This is a genomic window from Streptomyces sp. ERV7 (genome assembly GCF_001653515.1).
In the GTDB taxonomy this organism is placed as follows: Bacteria; Actinomycetota; Actinomycetes; order Streptomycetales; family Streptomycetaceae; genus Streptomyces.
The window spans coordinates 585,905-604,074 of sequence record NZ_LYOY01000001.1; the positions used below are offsets into that span (position 1 = coordinate 585,905).

The following is an 18,170-nucleotide window of genomic DNA, read 5'->3' on the forward strand; positions in this document are numbered from 1 at the left end:
CGGCCCCCGTAGCAAGTCCTGGTCATCGGATCCTACGGATCTTCGGTGTTGATGCGTGCGGCGAGGGGCCGAAGGATCGGCAGGGTGCCGGAAACCGCTGCCCGGGGACCTGGCGGCGGTGCGGCGCCGCCGGCCCCGGCGCATGGCCGGGTCGCGGGCGCCGACCCGTTGACCGAAACCATGTGATCAAATCCATGCGTTCGAACCCATGTCATCAACACCATGTGATCGAAAGGAAGAAACCCTCGTGCGAGAACACTTCGACGTGGTCGTCCTCGGAGCGGGCCCCGGCGGTTACGTGGCCGCCATCCGCGCCGCCCAGCTCGGCAAGCGGGTCGCGGTCGTGGAGGAGAAGTACTGGGGCGGTGTCTGTCTGAACGTCGGCTGTATCCCCACCAAGGCGCTGCTGCACAACGCCGAGCTGGCGCGCGTCTTCACCCACGAGGCCAAGGAGTTCGGCATCAGGGTGGAAGGCAAGGTGTCGTTCGACTACGGCGAGGCGTTCCGCCGCAGCCGTCGCGTCGCGGACGGCCGGGTCAAGGGCGTCCACTACCTGATGAAGAAGAACGGGATCACCGAGTTCGACGGCCGGGGGACGTTCCTGGACGCGCACACCCTTGAGGTCGCCCAGGCGGACGGCGCCACGCGCACCGTGTCCTTCGACAACTGCGTCATCGCGACCGGGGCCACACCGCGACTGCTGCCCGGCACACGCCGCAGCGAGCGCGTGGTGACGTACGAGGAGCAGATCCTCGCCGAGGACGTGCCGCGCTCGATCGTGATCGCGGGCGCCGGCGCCATCGGCATCGAGTTCGCCTACGTACTGCACAACTACGGCGTCAAGGTCACCATGGTCGAGTTCCTGGACCGGATCGCGCCGCTGGAGGACGCGGACGTCTCCGCCGAACTGGCCAAGCAGTACCGCAAGTTGGGCATCGAGGTGCTGACCTCGACCCGGGTCGAGTCCATCGACGAGTCCGGCCCGCAGGTGCGGGTGACGGTCACCGGCAAGGACGGTACGCCCCGGGTCCTGGAGGCCGACCGGGTGCTCCAGGCGATCGGCTTCGCCCCCAATGTCACCGGCTACGGCCTGGAGGCCACGGGGGTACGGGTCACCGAGCGCGGCGCCGTCGACGTGGACGGCCGCTGCCGCACCTCCGTGCCGCACATCTACGCCATCGGCGACGTCACGGCGAAGCTGATGCTGGCGCACACCGCCGAGTCCATGGGTGTCATCGCCGCCGAGACCATCGCGGACGCGGAGACGATGGAGCTGGACTACCCGATGATCCCGCGCGCCACCTACAGCCATCCGCAGATCGCCAGCTTCGGCTGGACGGAGGCGCAGGCCCGGGAGAAGGGCTTCGACGTCAAGGTCGCCAAGTTCCCCTTCACCGCGAACGGGAAGGCGCACGGCCTCGGCGATCCGGTCGGCTTCGTGAAGGTGATCAGCGACGCCACGCACGGCGAGATCATCGGCGCCCATCTCATCGGGCCCGACGTCACCGAGCTCCTGCCGGAGCTGACGCTGGCGCAGCAGTGGGATCTGACCGTGCACGAGGTCGCCCGCAATGTGCACGCCCACCCGACGCTGGGCGAGGCGGTCAAGGAGGCCGTGCACGGGCTGGCCGGGCACATGATCAACTTCTGAGGGACGGGCCGCCCGTCGCCGTTCCCGAACGCACAGGCCGCAACCCGTGATCGTCGCATTCGTTAGGCGGGCCGGGGGGCTCAGGCGATCACCGGGGACGACGACAGGGCGGGCCGAAGGAACATGACTGACACGCTGCCGCACGCCGTCGGCCTCCGGCACACGGTCGGGCCCGGGCCGCGGGACGAGGAGTTCCGAGAGCTTCTGCGGTCGGGAACGGCGCTCGTCGAACCCGCGCTGCGCGAGGTCGTGGAGCGGCTCCCCGCATCCCTGGCCACGGTGTGCCGGTACCACCTGGGGTGGGACGGCGGCGACCGCGCGCCTTCGGCGGTGCGCGCGGGCAAACGGATCCGGCCGGCGCTCGCGCTCCTCTCGGTGCGCTCGGCCGGTGCTCCCGAGCGGCTCGCCGCCGTCGCGGGCACCGCGGTCGAGCTCGTGCACCAGCTCTCCCTCCTCCACGACGACATCATGGACGGCGACACCGAGCGGCGCGGCAGGCCCACCGCCTGGGCCCACTTCGGCACCGGAGCCGCCGTGCTCACCGGCGACGCCCTCGTCGTCCAGGCCGTCGCCACGATCCTCCACGCCCGGGCCCCCGGGGCCTCCGACGCCATGGAGGGCCTCATCACGGCGGTGGAGCGGATGGTGGCGGGGCAGGCGGAGGATCTCGCCCTGGAACACCTCAGCGCCCGGGAGGTGTCGGTGCCCCGCTATGTGCACATGGCGCGCGGCAAGACCGGGGCCCTGTTCGGCTGCGCGGCGGCGCTCGGCGCGGTCCTCGCGCAGGCACCGCCACCCGTCGTACGTGCTCTGGGCCGCGCCGGCAGCGATCTGGGCGTGGCCTTCCAGATCCTGGACGACGTGCTCGGTCTGTGGGGCGACGGAGCTCTCACCGGGAAGCCGGTCGGCACGGATGTGGTGCGCGGCAAGAAGACGCTTCCCCTGGTGCTGGCCGCAGGCACCGACACGGACGACGGCAGGCGGCTCGCGACCCTGCTCGGCCCGGCACCGCTGCCGTCGGCCCGCGTCCCCGAGGTCATGGCGCTGCTCGCGGCCACCCACAGCCGGGAGCGCGCCGAGGAGATGGCCGCTCGCCATGTGGCGTCCGCCGTGGCCGCCCTGGACGACGCGCGACTCCCCACGGACGTACGGCGGCAGTGGCACACGCTCATCGGCGGTCTGTCGCGGCGCAGCAGCTGACGCCACGGAGAACTGAACGCCGAAAGGGGAGAGGAGACGCCGTGACGCCCGGGCCGTACGCCCTGCGCGTGCTCGACGTACACAAGGCCTACCGGTCGCACCAGGTCCTCAGAGGCGTTGCACCCCCGCCTGCACCCCGACGGCCCGGCGCGGCCTATTTGCCAGGGTCCCGGAAGCGGCCGAAGGCCTTGGTGAAGGCGCTCAGGGGTGAGCCGTCCGCCTTGGCCTGCCTCGGCGCGGGCAGCCCGGGCACGCCGTCGCCGCCGGTCGCCTCGGCCAGCGCGGACTGCGCCGCCTCGGCTGCCTCCCGGTACAGGTCACGGGACTTGGTCATGGCGTCGAGCGCCTCGGCGTACTTGCCGACCATGCCCTGGGCGTGGACCAGCTCCTCGTCCGGGGTGAGCAGGTGCCAGCCCTGGCGCAGACGTGTCAGGGCCCGCTCGGCGTCGGCCTCCATCGGCCGCGGCAGGGCGTCGAACTCCTTGATCCTGTCGAGGAGTTCGGTCGGCTCCGAGCCGTCCAGGAAGACACTGCGCACCGTGAAGCGATCGGCGTCGTAGCCCGGGGCCTGCGGTGACGTGGGCAGCACGACGGCGCCGCCGCGCGGCAGCCGCGCGCCGAACTCCTTCTTCATCGCGAAGTCGGCGATCTGCGCCTGCTCGGGCGTGCTGCGGTGCTCGACCACCCGGTGGCGCAGGCTCGGCGGCAGGAACGCCGAGACCGGTCGCTGCCCGGCCGCGTCCGGCGTCATCGCCTCGTGCACCACGACGTGGACGAACCAGCTCTGCCGGGCGCAGTCCCGCAGCCGGTGGCGCAGCTGGTCGTCGTCCTTGGGCAGGTGGTTCGTCGTCCGCAGCCGTACGTCCGGGACCGTGTCGTGGTCCCAGGCGATCCGCTCGCTGTCGGGCCAGAACATGGTGGCGGGCGAGGGCCATTCGGCCTCCCAGGCCCGCTCGGCCTCGGCGGCGAGCACCCAGGTGACGCCCTCGCCGTCCTTGCGGCGGCCCTCCGGGTCGTACGTGGTGAGCTGGGCCCGCACCGTGACGTCGTCGGCCACGCGCCAGCGGGCCTCGAAGACGCGGCGGGCCGAGGGCCCGGGGTCGGCGGACTCGTCGCGCGGGTGCAGCACGGTGGAGCGGGCCGCCTCGACGGGGTCGAGGTCCAGGAAGTCGTCGAGCACCCCGGCCGCCTTGAGGGCGATCAGGTTGCGCCGGACGTCCTGCTCGGGCTCGGGCCCGAGATGGCGCGCGCGCCCCAGCCACGCGGTGTCGGGGACGGTGGTCGAAGATGCGGTGTTCTTGGCCATGGAGTCGTTCTGTAGGTGATCGGGGCGTGTCCAGTATCCTCCGTCGACCTGCGGAAGGAAGCGGTCCGGGTCTACGGCTTCACCACATCGCACCACACCCCGGCCCCTGCCCTTGCCCCTGCCCCGGCCACGAGTTGGCCCTGGGTGGGCCGGGCCGGGCGGCTAGGCGCACGACGGGCACATTCCGCGGTAGGTGACCTCGGCCGCCGAGACCGTGAAGCCGAACCGTTCGTCGGCGGGGAGGTGCGACAGCAGGTCGCCCGTGGTGCTGACGTCGCGGATGGTGCCGCAGCCGGAGCAGACCAGGTGCTGGTGGGGGCGGTGCGCGTTGGGGTCGTAGCGCTTGGCCCGGCCGTCGGTGGAGACCTCCATGACCTCGCCGAGGGAGACCATCTCGCCCAGGGTGTTGTAGACGGTCGCCCGGGAGATCTCCGGCAGCCGCACCGCCGCGCGGGCGTGCACCTCGTCGGCCGTGAGGTGCACGTGGTCGCCGTCGAGGACCTCCGCCACCACACGCCGCTGGGAGGTCACCCGCCAGCCGCGCTCGCGGAGCCGCTCCAGCAGGTCACTCATAGTGGTCCATCCATTCCGGCTCGGTGGAGAGTCGAGTAGGGGCAGTGGGCGGATACCCGCGTTCGCCGGTGGCCGTACAGCTTCCGACCGAGGACGAAACCGGTGAGCTTCTTGACCTGGACTCCGTCCATCGTAGGATCGATCCCAACGACGGCCAAGGGAGCGGACAAGTCCGGTACGGCAGGAGACTGAGCCACGACGGGGCCACCGCGGTCGAGCCGAGCGGTGCCGGCCCGAAGGTGGCGAACGCCCTCGTCGCCGCCCGTGTCGCCTTCCCCGAGACCGTACGGGACACCGGCCCCGAGGTGAACCTCTCCCGGGTACGCGCTCGCGCCGCACAGGTCCCCCGCTCCCCCCGCGCCTTACTCCGGACCGACAGTCCGTCGTCCACCATTGATCGCGACGGCCACTTCCGCCGCATCGAACCGTTCGACCACCCCGTAGTCCCCTGAGCAGTGCGATCCACCCAGGAAGGATTCCGATGTCTGAGAACCACGACGCGATCGTCACGGACCCGAAACCGGAGGACGGAAGCGGCGGCTGCCCGGTCGCGCACGGTCGCGCCCCGCATCCCACGCAGGGCGGCGGAAACCGTCAGTGGTGGCCGGAGCGGCTCAACCTGAAGATCCTCGCCGCGAACCCCGCCGTGGCCAACCCGCTCGGTGCGGAGTTCGACTACGCCGAGGCGTTCAAGACCCTCGACCTGCCGGCCGTGAAGCGGGACATCGCCGAGGTGCTGACCACCTCGCAGGACTGGTGGCCGGCCGACTTCGGCCACTACGGCCCGCTGATGATCCGTATGGCCTGGCACAGCGCCGGTACGTACCGCATCAGCGACGGCCGCGGCGGCGCCGGGGCCGGGCAGCAGCGCTTCGCCCCCCTCAACAGCTGGCCGGACAACGCGAGCCTCGACAAGGCCCGCCGGCTGCTGTGGCCGGTCAAGAAGAAGTACGGCAGGTCCCTGTCCTGGGCCGACCTGATGATCCTCGCCGGCAACGTCTCGCTGGAGACCATGGGCCTGGAGACCTTCGGCTTCGGCGGCGGCCGCGCGGACGTCTGGGAGCCCGACGAGGACGTCTACTGGGGCCCCGAGACCACCTGGCTCGACGACCAGCGCTACACCGGCGACCGGGAGCTGGAGAACCCCCTCGGCGCGGTACAGATGGGCCTGATCTACGTCAACCCGGAGGGCCCCAACGGCACCCCGGACCCGATCGCCGCGGCCCGCGACATCCGTGAGACGTTCCGCCGGATGGCGATGAACGACGAGGAGACGGTCGCGCTCATCGCGGGCGGCCACACCTTCGGCAAAACCCACGGCGCGGGCCCGGCGGACGCCGTCGGCCCCGACCCCGAGGCCTCGCCCCTGGAGCTGCAGGGCCTCGGCTGGCAGAACAGCCACGGCACCGGCAAGGGCGCCGACGCGATCACCAGCGGCCTTGAGGGCATCTGGACGAACACGCCGATCACCTGGGACAACAGCTTCTTCGAGATCCTCTTCGGCTATGAGTGGGAGCTGTTCAAGAGCCCCGCGGGCGCCCACCAGTGGCGGCCGAAGGGCGGCGCCGGGGCGGGCACCGTCCCCGACGCGCACGACGCGTCCAAGACCCACGCGCCGACGATGCTGACGACCGACCTCTCGCTCCGCCTCGACCCGGTCTACGAGCCGATCTCGCGGCGCTTCAAGGAGAACCCCGCCGAGTTCGCGGACGCGTTCGCCCGCGCCTGGTACAAGCTGACCCACCGCGACATGGGCCCGGTCTCGCGCTACCTCGGCCCCGAGGTCCCGTCCGAGGTCCTGCTGTGGCAGGACCCGCTGCCCGAGGTGACGCACGAGCCGGTCTCCGCCTCGGACATCGCCTCCCTCAAGGAGCGGATCCTCGCCTCCGGCCTCACGGTGTCCCAGCTCGTCTCCACCGCCTGGGCCTCGGCCTCGTCCTTCCGGGGCAGCGACAAGCGCGGCGGCGCCAACGGCGCGCGCGTCCGCCTGGAGCCGCAGCGCGACTGGGAGGTCAACGACCCCGACCGCCTCGCGGTGGTGCTGAGCACCCTTGAGGGGATCCAGCGGGAGTTCAACTCCGGCGCCGGGCAGGTCTCGCTGGCCGACCTGATCGTGCTCGGCGGGTCGGCGGCCGTGGAGAAGGCCGCCAAGGACGCGGGTCTCGACGTGCGGGTGTCCTTCACGCCGGGCCGCGCGGACGCCACGCAGGAGCAGACCGACGTGGACTCCTTCGCCGCGCTGGAGCCGACCGCGGACGGGTTCCGCAACTACCTCGGCAAGGGCAACCGGCTCCCCGCCGAGTACCTGCTGCTCGACCGGGCGAACCTGCTGACGCTCAGCGCTCCCGAGCTCACCGTCCTGGTGGGCGGCCTGCGTGTCCTCGGCGCCAACCACCAGGAGTCCTCGGCGGGCGTGCTCACCCGGACGCCGGGCAGGCTGACCAACGACTTCTTCGTCAACCTGCTCGACCTGGGCACGACGTGGAAGGCGACCTCCGACGACGCGCACGCCTTCGAGGGCCGCGACGCCGCCACCGACGAGGTCAGGTGGACCGGCACCCGCGCCGACCTGGTCTTCGGGTCGAACTCGGAGCTGCGCGCCCTCGCGGAGGTGTACGCGAGCGACGACGCGAAGGAGAAGTTCGCCAAGGACTTCGTCGCGGCGTGGGAGAAGGTCATGAACCTGGACCGGTTCGACCTGGCCTGATCGTGCCTGATCACCGCTGATCGTGCCTGGTCACGGCTGATCTTCGGAGCACGAGAGACAGAGGTACGAGAAGAGGCGCCTGACCTGGGCTTTCGCCCGGCAGGCGCCTCTTTCCGTGGGTCCGTGGCGCTTAGCTCATCGGCACCGGGTACGTCGGGTACTCCACACCGGAGACGTGCTGGACCACGCGGATCACCTGGCACGAGTAGCCGAACTCGTTGTCGTACCAGAGGTAGAGGATCGCGTTGTCGCCGTCCACCTTGGTGGCGCCCGCGTCGACGATCGAGGCGTGGCGCGAGCCGACGAAGTCCATGGAGACGGCGTCGGGAGCGGTCGTGAAGTCGATCTGGCGCTTCAGCGGCGAGTGCAGCGAGACGTCGCGGAGGTAGTCGAGGACCTCCTCGCGGGTGGTCTCACGGCCGAGCCGCAGGCTGAGGATCGCGATCGAGACGTCCGGGACGGGGACGCGGATCGAGCTGCCGGTGATCGGCGCCTTGAGGTCGGGCAGCGCCTTGGCGACGGCGGAGGCGGCACCCGTCTCCGTGATGACCATGTTCAGCGGCGCGGAGCGGCCTCGGCGGTCGGCCTTGTGGTAGTTGTCCAGCAGGTTCTGGTCGTTGGTGAACGAGTGGACGGTCTCCACGTGGCCGCGCAGCACGCCGTACTCGTCCGCCATCGCCTTGAGCGGCGGGACGATCGCGTTGGTGGTGCAGGACGCGCAGGACAGGATCTGCTCGTCCGGCTTGATCGTGTCGTGGTTGACGCCGTGCACGATGTTGGGCACGTCGCCCTTGCCGGGCGCGGTCAGGACGACCTTGTCGATACCGGGGCGCAGGTGCGTGGAGAGGCCCTCGCGGTCGCGCCACTTGCCGGTGTTGTCGATGAGGATGGCGTCCTGGATGCCGTACGCCGTGTAGTCGACATCGGACGGGTCGTTGGCGTAGATCACCTTGATCTCGTTGCCGTTGGCGACGATGGTGCTGTTCGCCTCGTCCACGGTGATCGTGCCCTGGAACTGGCCGTGGATGGAGTCGCGGCGCAGCAGCGAGGCGCGCTTGACGAGGTCCGCCTCTCCACCCCCGCGGACGACGATCGCGCGCAGCCGCAGGCCGTTGCCGGAACCGGCCTTCTCGATGAGCAGGCGCGCGACGAGCCGGCCGATGCGGCCGAACCCGTAGAGGACGACGTCGCGGCCCTCGCCGCGCTCGATCTTGTTGGCGCCGGTGGCGCCGACGACGGCCTGGGCGGTGAACTCCGCGACGGACAGACCGCGGTCGTCGGCCTGGTACATCGCGGCGAGCATGCCGAGGTCGATCTGGGAGGGACCGAGGTCGAGGGTGGTGAGAGCCTGCAGGAACGGAAGGGTGTCGGTGACCGAGAGTTCCTCACCGGCGATCTGCCGGGCGAATCGGTGGGTCTTCAGGATGCTGACCACCGACTTGTTCACCAGGGAGCGGCTGTGGAGGAGGACGGTGACGTCCCGCTCCCGGTGCAGCTTCCCGATGATCGGGATCATCGACTCCGCGATCTCCTCGCGGTTCTTCCAATTGGTGAACGAGTCGTCATTGACAGTCACGAGTTTATCTTTCGAGCTAGGCGGCGCTCATATGCTAACCCGACCCCTGTTCGAGCGTTCAAGGGGTGCCACCCCCGGGCCGCCGCAGTGACGGAAACGCCGTGCCCGGTGACCAGGAGTGAGCGATCACGCCCCCGGCTTCTTCCCCCACACGTACACCGCGTCACCCTGCTGCAGCGTGCTCCACAGGCGCTGGGCGTCCGCGTGGCGCAGATTGACGCAGCCGTGGGAGCCGGGGCCTTCGTAGAGGTTGTTGTAGACGCCGTGGATGGCCTGGCCGCCGCTGAAGTACTGGCTGTAGGTCATCGGCGAGTTGTACAGCGTCGACCAGTCGTCCTCCTTGCGCCGTTCGACGCGGAACCAGCCGGTGCGGGTGGGCAGCTCGGCCCGCCCCGACCTGATGGCGACGGGCGTGAAGGCCACCTTCCCCTTCGACGCGACCCACAGGATCTGGTGGCCCAGATCGACGCAGGCGACCCGGCCCTCGCGCTGGGGGCAGCCGCTCAGCTTCTCGGGGTAGTTCTGGGCCCAGTCCCAGTACAGGGCGGTGTACGTGATCGGTCCCGCAGAGCCGTCGGCGGGCACGATGAGCTGGCTCTCCTGGTACTTCTGGATCGCCTCGCAGTCGGCGGGCGACTGCGAGCCGTCCGCCTGAAGGCCCATCAGCTCCTCGACCTGGCGCTGATACGGGCCGTCGGCCGTCGAGCACTTCAGCGGGGCGCCCGTGGGCGCCGGGGGCGCGAGGGCGACGCCGTACGCGGGCAGGACACCGGCGGTGAGCGCGAGGGGCGCGGCGGGGATCAGCGCCCGCAGGGTGCGGCGGGCTCGCGGCAACTTCCACATGGCGCATACATGTGCACCGTCCGTCGCGTGCGTACCCGAACCTGACGGAACTTCACTCTCCCGCGCCGGGGCCGGGACCGGGGAGCCCGGCTCAGGGCGATCCCTGTCCGGGCATCGCGGTGGAGGGGGCCGGGGGGTCGACCCCCTCCACCGGCGCGTCAGCAGCCGCTGGTGTGGATGCGGCAGGCGGTGATCAGCGCGGCGGCGTGCTCCTCGCCGCCGAGGCTCTCGGTACGGACGTCCTCGGGCAGGACCTGGAGGGCGTCGATGTCGTGCTCCATCATGATGGACTCCTTCATTTCGGAGGTTGCGCCGGACCCGGAAGGGGTCCGGCTGCCGGTGGCCGGGTGGCCGCCGGACGTTCAGGGGTGGGCGCGTTCGCCCTCGGGCAGCCAGGCGCGCGGGCCGCCGAACCGGAGGCGCAGCAGCAGCGAGAGGCTTCCGCCCAGGCCGGTGGCGTACTCGGCGAGCACCGTCTTGCGGTTCTCGTCGGGCACCAGCAGCCGGCCGTCGTACAGGACCGCCTGCGCGGCCAGGTGCTCGACCAGCAGCTCCGCTCCGGCGCGGTACTGTGCCTCGCCCGTCAACTCGGCCGCGTCGAGCAGGAATTCGGCGTTGCCCGCGAGCCCGTGGCAGGTGGAGGTCGAGTCGGTCACCCGGCCCGCCCGTACGGCGAGGGCCGCGCCCTCCACCAGCTCGCGCACGGCGTCGTCGCGGGCGCCGGTGGCCGACCGGAGCCGGACCAGGAAGGTGCCCACTCCGGACGAGCCGCTGCACCAGTGCCGGGCGAGCTCCGGGGAGTCGGAGAGATGGCGGGCGCGGTCGACCGGCCAGAGGGCACCGGCGGGGCCCGACCGGGCGGCGGCGCCGTATTCCCGTGGAGCCATCGGTTTTCCCATGGCTGCCATGCGGTTCTCCATTGGCCGCCCAACGAAGACGGGTCTACGTTCGAGGACATCGGCGCGACGGCCCCTGTGGGGCGGGACGCCGGAGCCCGCACCTTCCCCGGGCCGACCCGGCTCCCGGGCCCGGCCCGACTCCCCCGGAGACATCTGACATGGCAAAGATCCTTTTCGTGATGACCGGCGCCGACCAGTGGACGCTCGCCGACGGCACCAAGCACCCGACCGGCTTCTGGGCGGAGGAGGCCGTGGCGCCGTACGAGGCGTTCACCGGCGCGGGCCACGAGATCGTGGTCGCCACGCCCGGCGGGGTCGTCCCGCCCGTCGACAAGGGCAGCCTCGCCGCCGAGGTCAACGGCGGCCAGGAGAACGCCGACCGGGTCGCCGAGGCGCTGGCCTCGATGGACGAGCTCAAGCGCCCGGTGAAGCTGGCGGAGGTCGACCTCGGCGCCTACGACGCGGTGTTCTACCCCGGCGGCCACGGCCCGATGGAGGACCTGGCCGTGAACGCCGACTCCGGCAGGCTGCTGACCGACGCGCTCGCCTCGGGCAAGCCGCTCGGCGTGGTGTGCCACGCCCCGGCCGCGCTGCTCGCCGCGACCGGCCAGGACGGCTCCCCGTTCGCGGGCTACCGGCTGACCGGCTTCACCAACGCCGAGGAGACCCAGGCGGGCCTCGCGGACAAGGCGAAGTGGCTGCTCCAGGACCGACTGGTGGAGCTGGGCGCCGACTTCCAGGAGGGCGAGCCGTGGGCCCCGCACGTGGTCGTCGACCGCAATCTGGTGACCGGCCAGAACCCGTCCTCCTCCGGTCCGCTGGCCGCCGAGCTCCTGAAGAAGCTGGGCGCGTGAAGAAGCCGGCCGCCTGAGGCCGTCGGCCCCTCGCCCTCCAGCCTTCCGGCCCCCGAGTTGCGTACCGCCCGGGAGCCGGAAGGCTTGAGGGCGACGCCCGTCCCGAATCGGAGCACGGCCATCCGGCTCAGCAAGGGGGACAGACCCATGCAGGACCTCGCAGCACTCGCCGAGGAGCACCTGACCAAGGCACGCCTCGCCTCGCACGGCCGCAGCGCCCATCTGATCGTGCACGACGGCGCGCTGCGGCAGAGCGTGATCGCGCTGACCTCGGGCTCCGAGCTCGACGAGCACAACGCGCCGCTCTCGGCCACCCTCCAGGTGCTGCGCGGCCATGTCCGGCTGACGTCGAACAGCGGCAACAAGGAGCTCCGCGCGGGCGATCTCTGCGAGATCCCCAAGGAGCGCCACGGGCTGCTCGCCCTGGAGGACTCGGCGGTGCTCCTCACCGCCGTCACCGCGGTGGAATAGGCCCCGCCCGACCGCCGCCCCGCTCCTCACGGCCGTCACCGTGGTGGAACAAGCCCCAGCCGATCGCCGCCGCCTCCCCCTGACCGCCGTCACCGCGGCGGAGTGGGCCCCGGGCCGATCACCTCGCCCCCGGCGGCCGTCCCTCCGCGCCGCCCCGCTCCCCCGCTCGTCCGGGTCACCACCAAGCCGGCCAGTGTCAGGAGCCAGGCCGCCACCGCGACCCACAACAGCACCTCGCCCAGGGTGTGCAGCCCCCTGACGTGCGCGGCGGCGCCGGTGGACAGCGTGGCCACGGCCGCCATCCCCAGGGGGAAGACCGTCGACCAGCGCCGTACGTCGTAGTGCGGGCGCGGCCGGACCACCTCCGCCGTCAGCAGGATGGCGTACCAGGCGAGGTCGAGGCCGAGCAGGACCAGGGTGGCGGTGCGCAGCGCCTGGTGGGCGCCCCCCGTCCACAGCGGGGACGCGGTGAGCTTCGAGCCGGCGAGCGCCGAGATGGCCAGCGCGCCGCCCGCGATCCACTGGTCGCCCGCTCCGGTCCACACCTGGCGGAAGTCGAAGCGAACGAGCGCTTCCCCGTAGAGCAGCACCCCGAGGCAGAAGAGGACGAGGGCCGCCCGGGCCAGCCAGTCGCCCTCGCCCGCGGCCGCGAGCGTGGCCGCGAGGACCGCGAGTCCCTGGGTCGCGACACACACCAGGAACGCCCCGCCGGGCATCCGCCGCTTCCAGTGGCGTACGACCGAGTACAGCAGCCCGGGCCAGAGCACGGCGGCCAGGGCGAGCAGGGCGGCGGCGGCCGTCTGCCAGCCGAGCGCCGAGAGCCGGGTGCCGAGCACCGCCGTGGCGGCGACGGCCGTCAGCGCGGGCGGGGTGTCGGCCTCGGCGTGCCAGCGCGGGCGGTCGCGCAGGAACCGGGCCGTGAAGTCGGCGGCGAGCACCAGCCACACCACGCCGGCCAGCGCCAGCGCGGCGCGCGAGAAGGTCTCGTGGCCGACGAGGTGCAGACCGACGGAGACGATGCCGGTGGCCATGACGGCGGCGCCGGCCGCCGGGGGCAGTTCGGCCCACCAGGGGCCGGGAGGACGGGTCACCGTGCCATCGGTACGCGGCGGGCACCGGGAGCGCCACTCGGATGCGCCAAGGGGAGTAGGGGGAACACCCACCCCAGTTTGGTCCAGACCTATTGACGGAAGGTCTGGACCATTTTACGGTGTGGCGCAGCCGGACCCCGTACCGCAACCGGACCCGTACGTCTCCAGGTTCCCCACAGCCCAGGAGGTACCCCCATGCTCGGTCGGATGTTACGTCTCGCGGGAGCCGGCCTCACGCTGGCGCTCGCCGCCCAGTTGCCCGCCGCGGCCTCACCCGCGGCGCCGCAGGGCGACACCTGCGCGGTCAAGTCGAAGCCCGCGGGCAAGGTGCTCCAGGGCTACTGGGAGAACTGGGACGGCTCCTCCAACGGCGTCCATCCGCCGTTCGGCTGGACCCCGATCACCGACTCCCGTATCGCCGCGCACGGTTACAACGTCGTCAACGCGGCCTTCCCCGTCATCCGCTCCGACGGCACCGCGCTGTGGGAGGACGGGATGGACGCGACCGTGAAGGTCGCGACCCCCGCGGAGATGTGCGCGGCCAAGGAGTCCGGGCAGACCCTCCTGCTGTCCATCGGCGGGGCGGCGGCCGGGATCGACCTCAACTCCAGTGCGGTCGCGGACAGATTCGTCGCGACGATCGTGCCCATCCTCAAGAAGTACAACTTCGACGGAATCGACATCGACATCGAAACCGGTCTGGTGGGCAGCGGAAATATCGGCCGACTCTCCACTTCCCAGGCGAATCTGGTCCGCATCATCGACGGCGTGCTCGCCCAAATGCCCTCGAACTTCGGACTCACGATGGCGCCGGAGACGGCCTATGTCACGGGCGGCAGTGTCACGTACGGGTCGATCTGGGGCGCATATCTGCCCATCGTGAAGAAATACGCCGACAACGGCCGACTGTGGTGGCTGAACATGCAGTACTACAACGGCAACATGTACGGCTGCTCCGGCGACTCGTACTCGGCGGGCACCGTCCAGGGCTTCACCGCCCAGACCGACTGCCTCAACAAGGGGCTGGTCGTCCAGGGCACCACCGTCAGGGTCCCCTACGACAAGCAGGTCCCGGGGCTGCCCGCGCAGCCGGGCGCCGGGGGCGGCTACATGTCACCAGGTCTGGTGTCGCAGGCGTGGAACCACTACGGCGGCGCCCTGAAGGGCCTGATGACCTGGTCGATCAACTGGGACGGCGCCAAGGGCTGGAGCTTCGGCAACAACGCGAAGGCGCTGCAAGGGCGTTGAGAGCCCGGCGCGGCGCACCGGAATCCCACCTTCCGAAAACCTGCACACCGCGTGCGCAGACCGGTCACCGCGCCCCTGCGCACAGCGGTGCCGACGTCGGCGGAGGGTGCCTTAACAGCCGGAGTGTCCCAGTTGGGCAAATGGACTTCCGGGGGCGAGGAATTCATGAAGTGAAGCTCGTGAAGAAGCTGCTCCCAAACCATGGACGCCTCTGCACGCAGCGGTAATAACCACCCCGAGGAATGCCTGATCAGGGCGTTCGGGATTGGCTGTGCACGGCGTCGGCGTGCTTTGATCCTGCCCCATACGGGAGCCCCGCCAACGGGCTCTCCGTAGTGAATTCCCCCCGAATGAAGGGCAGTTTCCCCATGAACATCACCCCCCAGGTCGAGACCCGCGAGATCTCCGACGCCGACCTCGACAACGTGTCCGGCGGCCTCGTCGGCACCGCGCTCGGCAACGTGACCGGCACCGCCGACTCGCTCCTCCCGGTCTCGGGCCTCGTGGGCTCGGTCACGGGTCTGGTCGAGTCGACCACCGGTGTGAACACCGGCGCGGTCACCGGCCTGGCCTCCGGCCTCGTCGCCGGTCTCTGAGACGGCGCGTGAGCCCCGGAACCCGCTCGGTTCCGGGGCTCCCCGCATCCGTCCCCAGGTAGGGGCAGCGTTCCGTGCAATTTCGTCAACAGGCCCTTTCCAAGCTCCAGTCACCGGAGGAACTCGACCTGCCGGTGCGTTTCGCGCGCCCGCAGGGGCGGCTCGTCCTCGCCGTCACCGTGGCCGTCATGGCCGCCGCCTGCTTCTGGGCGGTGACCGGATCCGTCTCCTCCACCCTGAGCGCGCCCGGCATCCTCACCCACGCGCAGGGCAGTTACGTCCTGCAGAGCCCCGTGGCCGGACAGGTCACCGGTGTGCTCGCCAAGGAGGGTGACGCCCTCATCGCCGGAGCGCCGCTGCTCAAGGTCCGCACCGAGCGCGGCGACCGGGTCGTGCGCGCCATCGCGGCGGGCCGGCTGACCGCGCTCAGGGCCGCCATCGGCGCCGTGGTCACCACCGGGGCCGATGTGGCGAGCGTCGAGCGGACCGGCGGCGCCGAGGATCCGCTGATGGCGATGCTGTACGTACCCGAGGGCGGCGCCGCCTCCGTCCGGCCGGGCGCCCCCGTGGACCTCGCCGTCCAGTCCGTGCCCAGCCGGCAGTACGGGGTGCTGCGCGGCAGGGTGGCGGCCGTCGGCCGCACCGCCCAGACGCGCGAGCGGATCGCCGCCTTCCTCGGCGACGCCCAGCTCGGCGAGCAGTTCTCGCGGCACGGCAGGCCCGTCGCGGTCCTGGTGCGGCTCGACCGCTCGGCCGCCACCGAGTCGGGCTACCGCTGGTCCTCGGCCCAGGGCCCGCCGTACGCGGTCGACTCCATGACCCAGGCCACCGGCTCCGTCCACCTGGCCGACCAGCGTCCCCTCGATTGGCTCCTCCCGTGACCGCACCGCCCGCCTCCGCCGCGCCCCCGCAGCTGCCGCCGCCCGGCCGCGGCCGCCACCGTCCCGAGAGCGCCCCGGCGGGCCGGCGCCGCGCCCGGCCGGCGCCGAAGGCGAAGCGGGCCAGGACCGTGCGCAGCCCCACCGTCCTCCAGATGGAGGCCCTGGAGTGCGGCGCCGCCTCGCTGGCGATGGTGCTCGCCCACCACGGCCGCCATGTGCCGCTGGAGGAGCTGCGCATCGCGTGCGGCGTCTCCCGCGACGGCTCGCGGGCCAGCAACGTGCTGAAGGCCGCCCGCGGTTACGGGCTCACGGCCAAGGGCATGCAGATGGAGCCCGCCGCGCTCGCGGAGGTGCGTGCGCCCGCCATCCTGTTCTGGGAGTTCAACCACTACGTCGTCTACGACGGCATGGGCCGCCGCTTCGGCCGGCGGGGTGTGTACATCAACGACCCCGACAAGGGCCGCCGGTTCGTCCCCTCCGAGGACTTCGACACCAGTTTCACCGGAGTCGTCCTGGTCCTCGAACCAGGTGACGGTTTCCGGCGCGGCGGCCGCAGGCCCGGGGTGCTCGGCGCGCTGCCCGCGCGGCTGCGCGGCACCACCGGCACGATGCTGGTCGCGCTCCTCGCCAGCCTGCTGCTGGTGGCGGTCGGAGCGACGCTGCCCGCGCTGAGCCGCACCTACATCGACACGTTCCTGATCGGCGAACAGACCTCGCTGCTCGGCACGCTCTTCGCCGCCATGGGCGCCGCGGTGGCGCTGACCGCCGCGCTGACCTGGCTCCAGCAGGCCAATCTGCTGCGCGGGCGGATGATCTCGTCCACGCTCGGCGGCGCCCGCTTCTTCCGGCATCTGCTGCGGCTGCCGGTCACCTTCTTCGCCCAGCGCAGCCCCGCCGACCTCGTCCAGCGCCTCCAGTCCAACGACGCGGTGGCCGAGACCCTGGCCCGCGACCTCACCGCGGCGGGCGTCGACGGCGTCGTGGTGCTGCTCTACGCCTTCCTGCTGTGGACCTACGATCCGCAGCTCACCGTCATCGGCGTGGGCATCGCGCTGCTCAACGTGGTCGCGATGCGCGTGGTGGTACGGCTGCGGGCCACCCGTACGCAGAAGCTGCGGGCCGACAGCGCCCGGCTGACCAACACCTCGTACACCGGGCTCCAGTTGATCGAGACGATGAAGGCGACCGGCGGTGAGGACGGCTACTTCCGCCGCTGGGCGGGGCAGCACGCGACCACTCTGGAGGAGCAGCAGCGCCTGGGGGTGCCGAGCGCGTGGCTGGGGATCGTCGCCCCGCTGCTCGCCACGCTCAACAGCGCGCTGATCCTGTGGATCGGCGGGCTGCGGGCGGTCGAGGGGCATCTCTCGATCGGGCTGCTCGTCGCGTTCCAGGCGCTGGTGACCCGCTTCACCGCGCCGGTCACCCGGCTGAACTCGGTGGCGGGCCGGATCCAGGACTTCGCGGCCGACGTGGCCCGCCTCAAGGACGTGGAGAACTTCCCGGTGGACGCGCTGTACACGCGCGACGAGCCGGAGCACGGCACCCGCAGGCTCAAGGGCCATGTGACGCTCGACGACATCACCTTCGGCTACAGCCCGCTGGACGCGCCGCTGCTCACCGGCTTCTCCCTGTCCGTGGGACCCGGACAGCAGGTGGCGCTGGTCGGCGGCTCGGGCAGCGGCAAGTCGACGGTGTCCCGGCTCGTCTCGGGGCTCTACACCCCGTGGGAGGGTGCGATCCGCATCGACGGGCAGCGCCTGGAGGACATCCCCCGCAGCACGCTCGCCGCCTCGGTCTCCTTCGTCGACCAGGACGTCTTCCTCTTCGAGGGCACCGTGCGGGACAACGTGGCGCTGTGGGACCCGTCGATCCCGGACGACGCGGTCGTCGCCGCTCTTCGGGACGCGGCCCTCCACGACGTCGTCGCCCGCCGCCCGGGAGGCATCCACGGCCGCGTCGAACAGGACGGCCGCAACTTCTCCGGCGGGCAGCGCCAGCGCCTGGAGATCGCCCGCGCGCTGGTGCGCCGCCCCAGCGTGCTGGTGCTCGACGAGGTCACCAGCGCCCTGGACGCGGAGACCGAGCAGGTCATCATCGACAACCTGCGCAGGCGCGGTTGCGCCTGCGTGGTGATCGCCCACCGGCTGAGCACGGTCCGCGACAGCGACGAGATCGTGGTCCTGGACCACGGCGCCGTCGTGGAGCGCGGACGCCACGAGGACCTCCTCGCGGCCGGCGGGCCGTACGCCGAGCTGGTCAAGGAGCACTGAGGTG

17 protein-coding genes are annotated in these 18,170 nt (G+C 71.6%); 10 read left to right on the top strand and 7 right to left on the bottom strand.

Annotation, left to right across the window (positions count from 1 at the left end):
• Positions 1 to 208: 208 nt before the first annotated feature.
• Complete coding sequence (gene lpdA / locus A8W25_RS02585; protein ID WP_079125764.1) at positions 209 to 1,651, top strand: dihydrolipoyl dehydrogenase; 1,443 nt, start codon at positions 209 to 211, stop codon at positions 1,649 to 1,651.
• A gap of 123 nt (positions 1,652 to 1,774) precedes the next feature.
• Complete coding sequence (locus A8W25_RS02590) at positions 1,775 to 2,851, top strand: polyprenyl synthetase family protein (protein ID WP_079125765.1); 1,077 nt, start codon at positions 1,775 to 1,777, stop codon at positions 2,849 to 2,851.
• 154 nt (positions 2,852 to 3,005) lie between these two features.
• On the opposite strand, the gene A8W25_RS02595 is transcribed toward A8W25_RS02590, so the two are convergent.
• Positions 3,006 to 4,157 (bottom strand): hypothetical protein, encoded by a 1,152-nt coding sequence (locus tag A8W25_RS02595; protein WP_067155050.1) that lies wholly within the window; start codon positions 4,155 to 4,157, stop codon positions 3,006 to 3,008.
• Positions 4,158 to 4,319: 162 nt separating this feature from the next.
• Positions 4,320 to 4,730 (bottom strand): Fur family transcriptional regulator, encoded by a 411-nt coding sequence (locus tag A8W25_RS02600; protein WP_067155053.1) that lies wholly within the window; start codon positions 4,728 to 4,730, stop codon positions 4,320 to 4,322.
• Positions 4,731 to 4,798: 68 nt separating this feature from the next.
• Here A8W25_RS02600 and A8W25_RS02605 point away from each other — a divergent pair, with 68 nt between their 5' ends.
• Together A8W25_RS02605 and katG are read left to right on the top strand one after the other, a co-directional pair.
• Complete coding sequence (locus A8W25_RS02605; protein ID WP_158942369.1) at positions 4,799 to 5,182, top strand: hypothetical protein; 384 nt, start codon at positions 4,799 to 4,801, stop codon at positions 5,180 to 5,182.
• 29 nt (positions 5,183 to 5,211) lie between these two features.
• The gene (gene katG, locus A8W25_RS02610) at positions 5,212 to 7,437 is read left to right on the top strand and encodes a catalase/peroxidase HPI (RefSeq protein ID WP_067155059.1); all 2,226 of its coding nucleotides are present in this window, start codon (positions 5,212 to 5,214) and stop codon (positions 7,435 to 7,437) included.
• A gap of 130 nt (positions 7,438 to 7,567) precedes the next feature.
• Here the strand turns inward: katG and A8W25_RS02615 are convergent, their stop codons facing one another.
• The 4 genes from A8W25_RS02615 to A8W25_RS02625 all read right to left on the bottom strand — a co-directional run bounded on the left by A8W25_RS02615 (position 7,568) and on the right by A8W25_RS02625 (position 10,764).
• Positions 7,568 to 9,013 (bottom strand): glyceraldehyde-3-phosphate dehydrogenase, encoded by a 1,446-nt coding sequence (locus A8W25_RS02615; protein ID WP_067155062.1) that lies wholly within the window; start codon positions 9,011 to 9,013, stop codon positions 7,568 to 7,570.
• 126 nt (positions 9,014 to 9,139) lie between these two features.
• Positions 9,140 to 9,856, bottom strand: coding sequence for a L,D-transpeptidase (locus A8W25_RS02620; protein ID WP_079125766.1), 717 nt, complete (start codon positions 9,854 to 9,856; stop codon positions 9,140 to 9,142).
• Positions 9,857 to 10,014: 158 nt separating this feature from the next.
• Positions 10,015 to 10,140 carry an ALQxL family class IV lanthipeptide gene (locus A8W25_RS34245; protein ID WP_199831648.1) on the bottom strand — a complete coding sequence of 42 codons (126 nt, stop codon included), beginning with the start codon at positions 10,138 to 10,140 and terminating at the stop codon, positions 10,015 to 10,017.
• A 78-nt stretch (positions 10,141 to 10,218) separates the two neighbouring features.
• Complete coding sequence (locus tag A8W25_RS02625; RefSeq protein WP_158942371.1) at positions 10,219 to 10,764, bottom strand: lanthionine synthetase LanC family protein; 546 nt, start codon at positions 10,762 to 10,764, stop codon at positions 10,219 to 10,221.
• A 149-nt stretch (positions 10,765 to 10,913) separates the two neighbouring features.
• Here A8W25_RS02625 and A8W25_RS02630 point away from each other — a divergent pair, with 149 nt between their 5' ends.
• Together A8W25_RS02630 and A8W25_RS02635 are read left to right on the top strand one after the other, a co-directional pair.
• Entirely contained in the window at positions 10,914 to 11,609 is a 696-nt protein-coding gene (locus A8W25_RS02630; RefSeq protein WP_067155068.1) for a type 1 glutamine amidotransferase domain-containing protein, read from the top strand.
• 147 nt (positions 11,610 to 11,756) lie between these two features.
• Entirely contained in the window at positions 11,757 to 12,080 is a 324-nt protein-coding gene (locus A8W25_RS02635) for a cupin (protein WP_067155071.1), read from the top strand.
• 89 nt (positions 12,081 to 12,169) lie between these two features.
• On the opposite strand, the gene A8W25_RS02640 is transcribed toward A8W25_RS02635, so the two are convergent.
• On the bottom strand, positions 12,170 to 13,171 hold the full coding sequence (locus A8W25_RS02640) for a tellurite resistance/C4-dicarboxylate transporter family protein (RefSeq protein ID WP_067155074.1): 1,002 nt from the start codon (positions 13,169 to 13,171) through the stop codon (positions 12,170 to 12,172).
• Between the two features lie 195 nt (positions 13,172 to 13,366).
• Here A8W25_RS02640 and A8W25_RS02645 point away from each other — a divergent pair, with 195 nt between their 5' ends.
• The 4 genes from A8W25_RS02645 (at position 13,367) to A8W25_RS02660 (ending at position 18,166) form a co-directional block, all read left to right on the top strand.
• The gene (locus A8W25_RS02645; RefSeq protein WP_067155077.1) at positions 13,367 to 14,419 is read left to right on the top strand and encodes a chitinase; all 1,053 of its coding nucleotides are present in this window, start codon (positions 13,367 to 13,369) and stop codon (positions 14,417 to 14,419) included.
• A 368-nt stretch (positions 14,420 to 14,787) separates the two neighbouring features.
• The gene (locus tag A8W25_RS02650; protein WP_067155080.1) at positions 14,788 to 15,015 is read left to right on the top strand and encodes a hypothetical protein; all 228 of its coding nucleotides are present in this window, start codon (positions 14,788 to 14,790) and stop codon (positions 15,013 to 15,015) included.
• 74 nt (positions 15,016 to 15,089) lie between these two features.
• The gene (locus A8W25_RS02655) at positions 15,090 to 15,896 is read left to right on the top strand and encodes an HlyD family efflux transporter periplasmic adaptor subunit (RefSeq protein WP_067155083.1); all 807 of its coding nucleotides are present in this window, start codon (positions 15,090 to 15,092) and stop codon (positions 15,894 to 15,896) included.
• The gene (locus A8W25_RS02660; protein ID WP_067155086.1) at positions 15,893 to 18,166 is read left to right on the top strand and encodes an NHLP family bacteriocin export ABC transporter peptidase/permease/ATPase subunit; all 2,274 of its coding nucleotides are present in this window, start codon (positions 15,893 to 15,895) and stop codon (positions 18,164 to 18,166) included. Before A8W25_RS02655 ends, A8W25_RS02660 begins: the two co-directional genes overlap by 4 nt.
• The last annotated feature ends 4 nt before the right edge of the window (positions 18,167 to 18,170 follow it).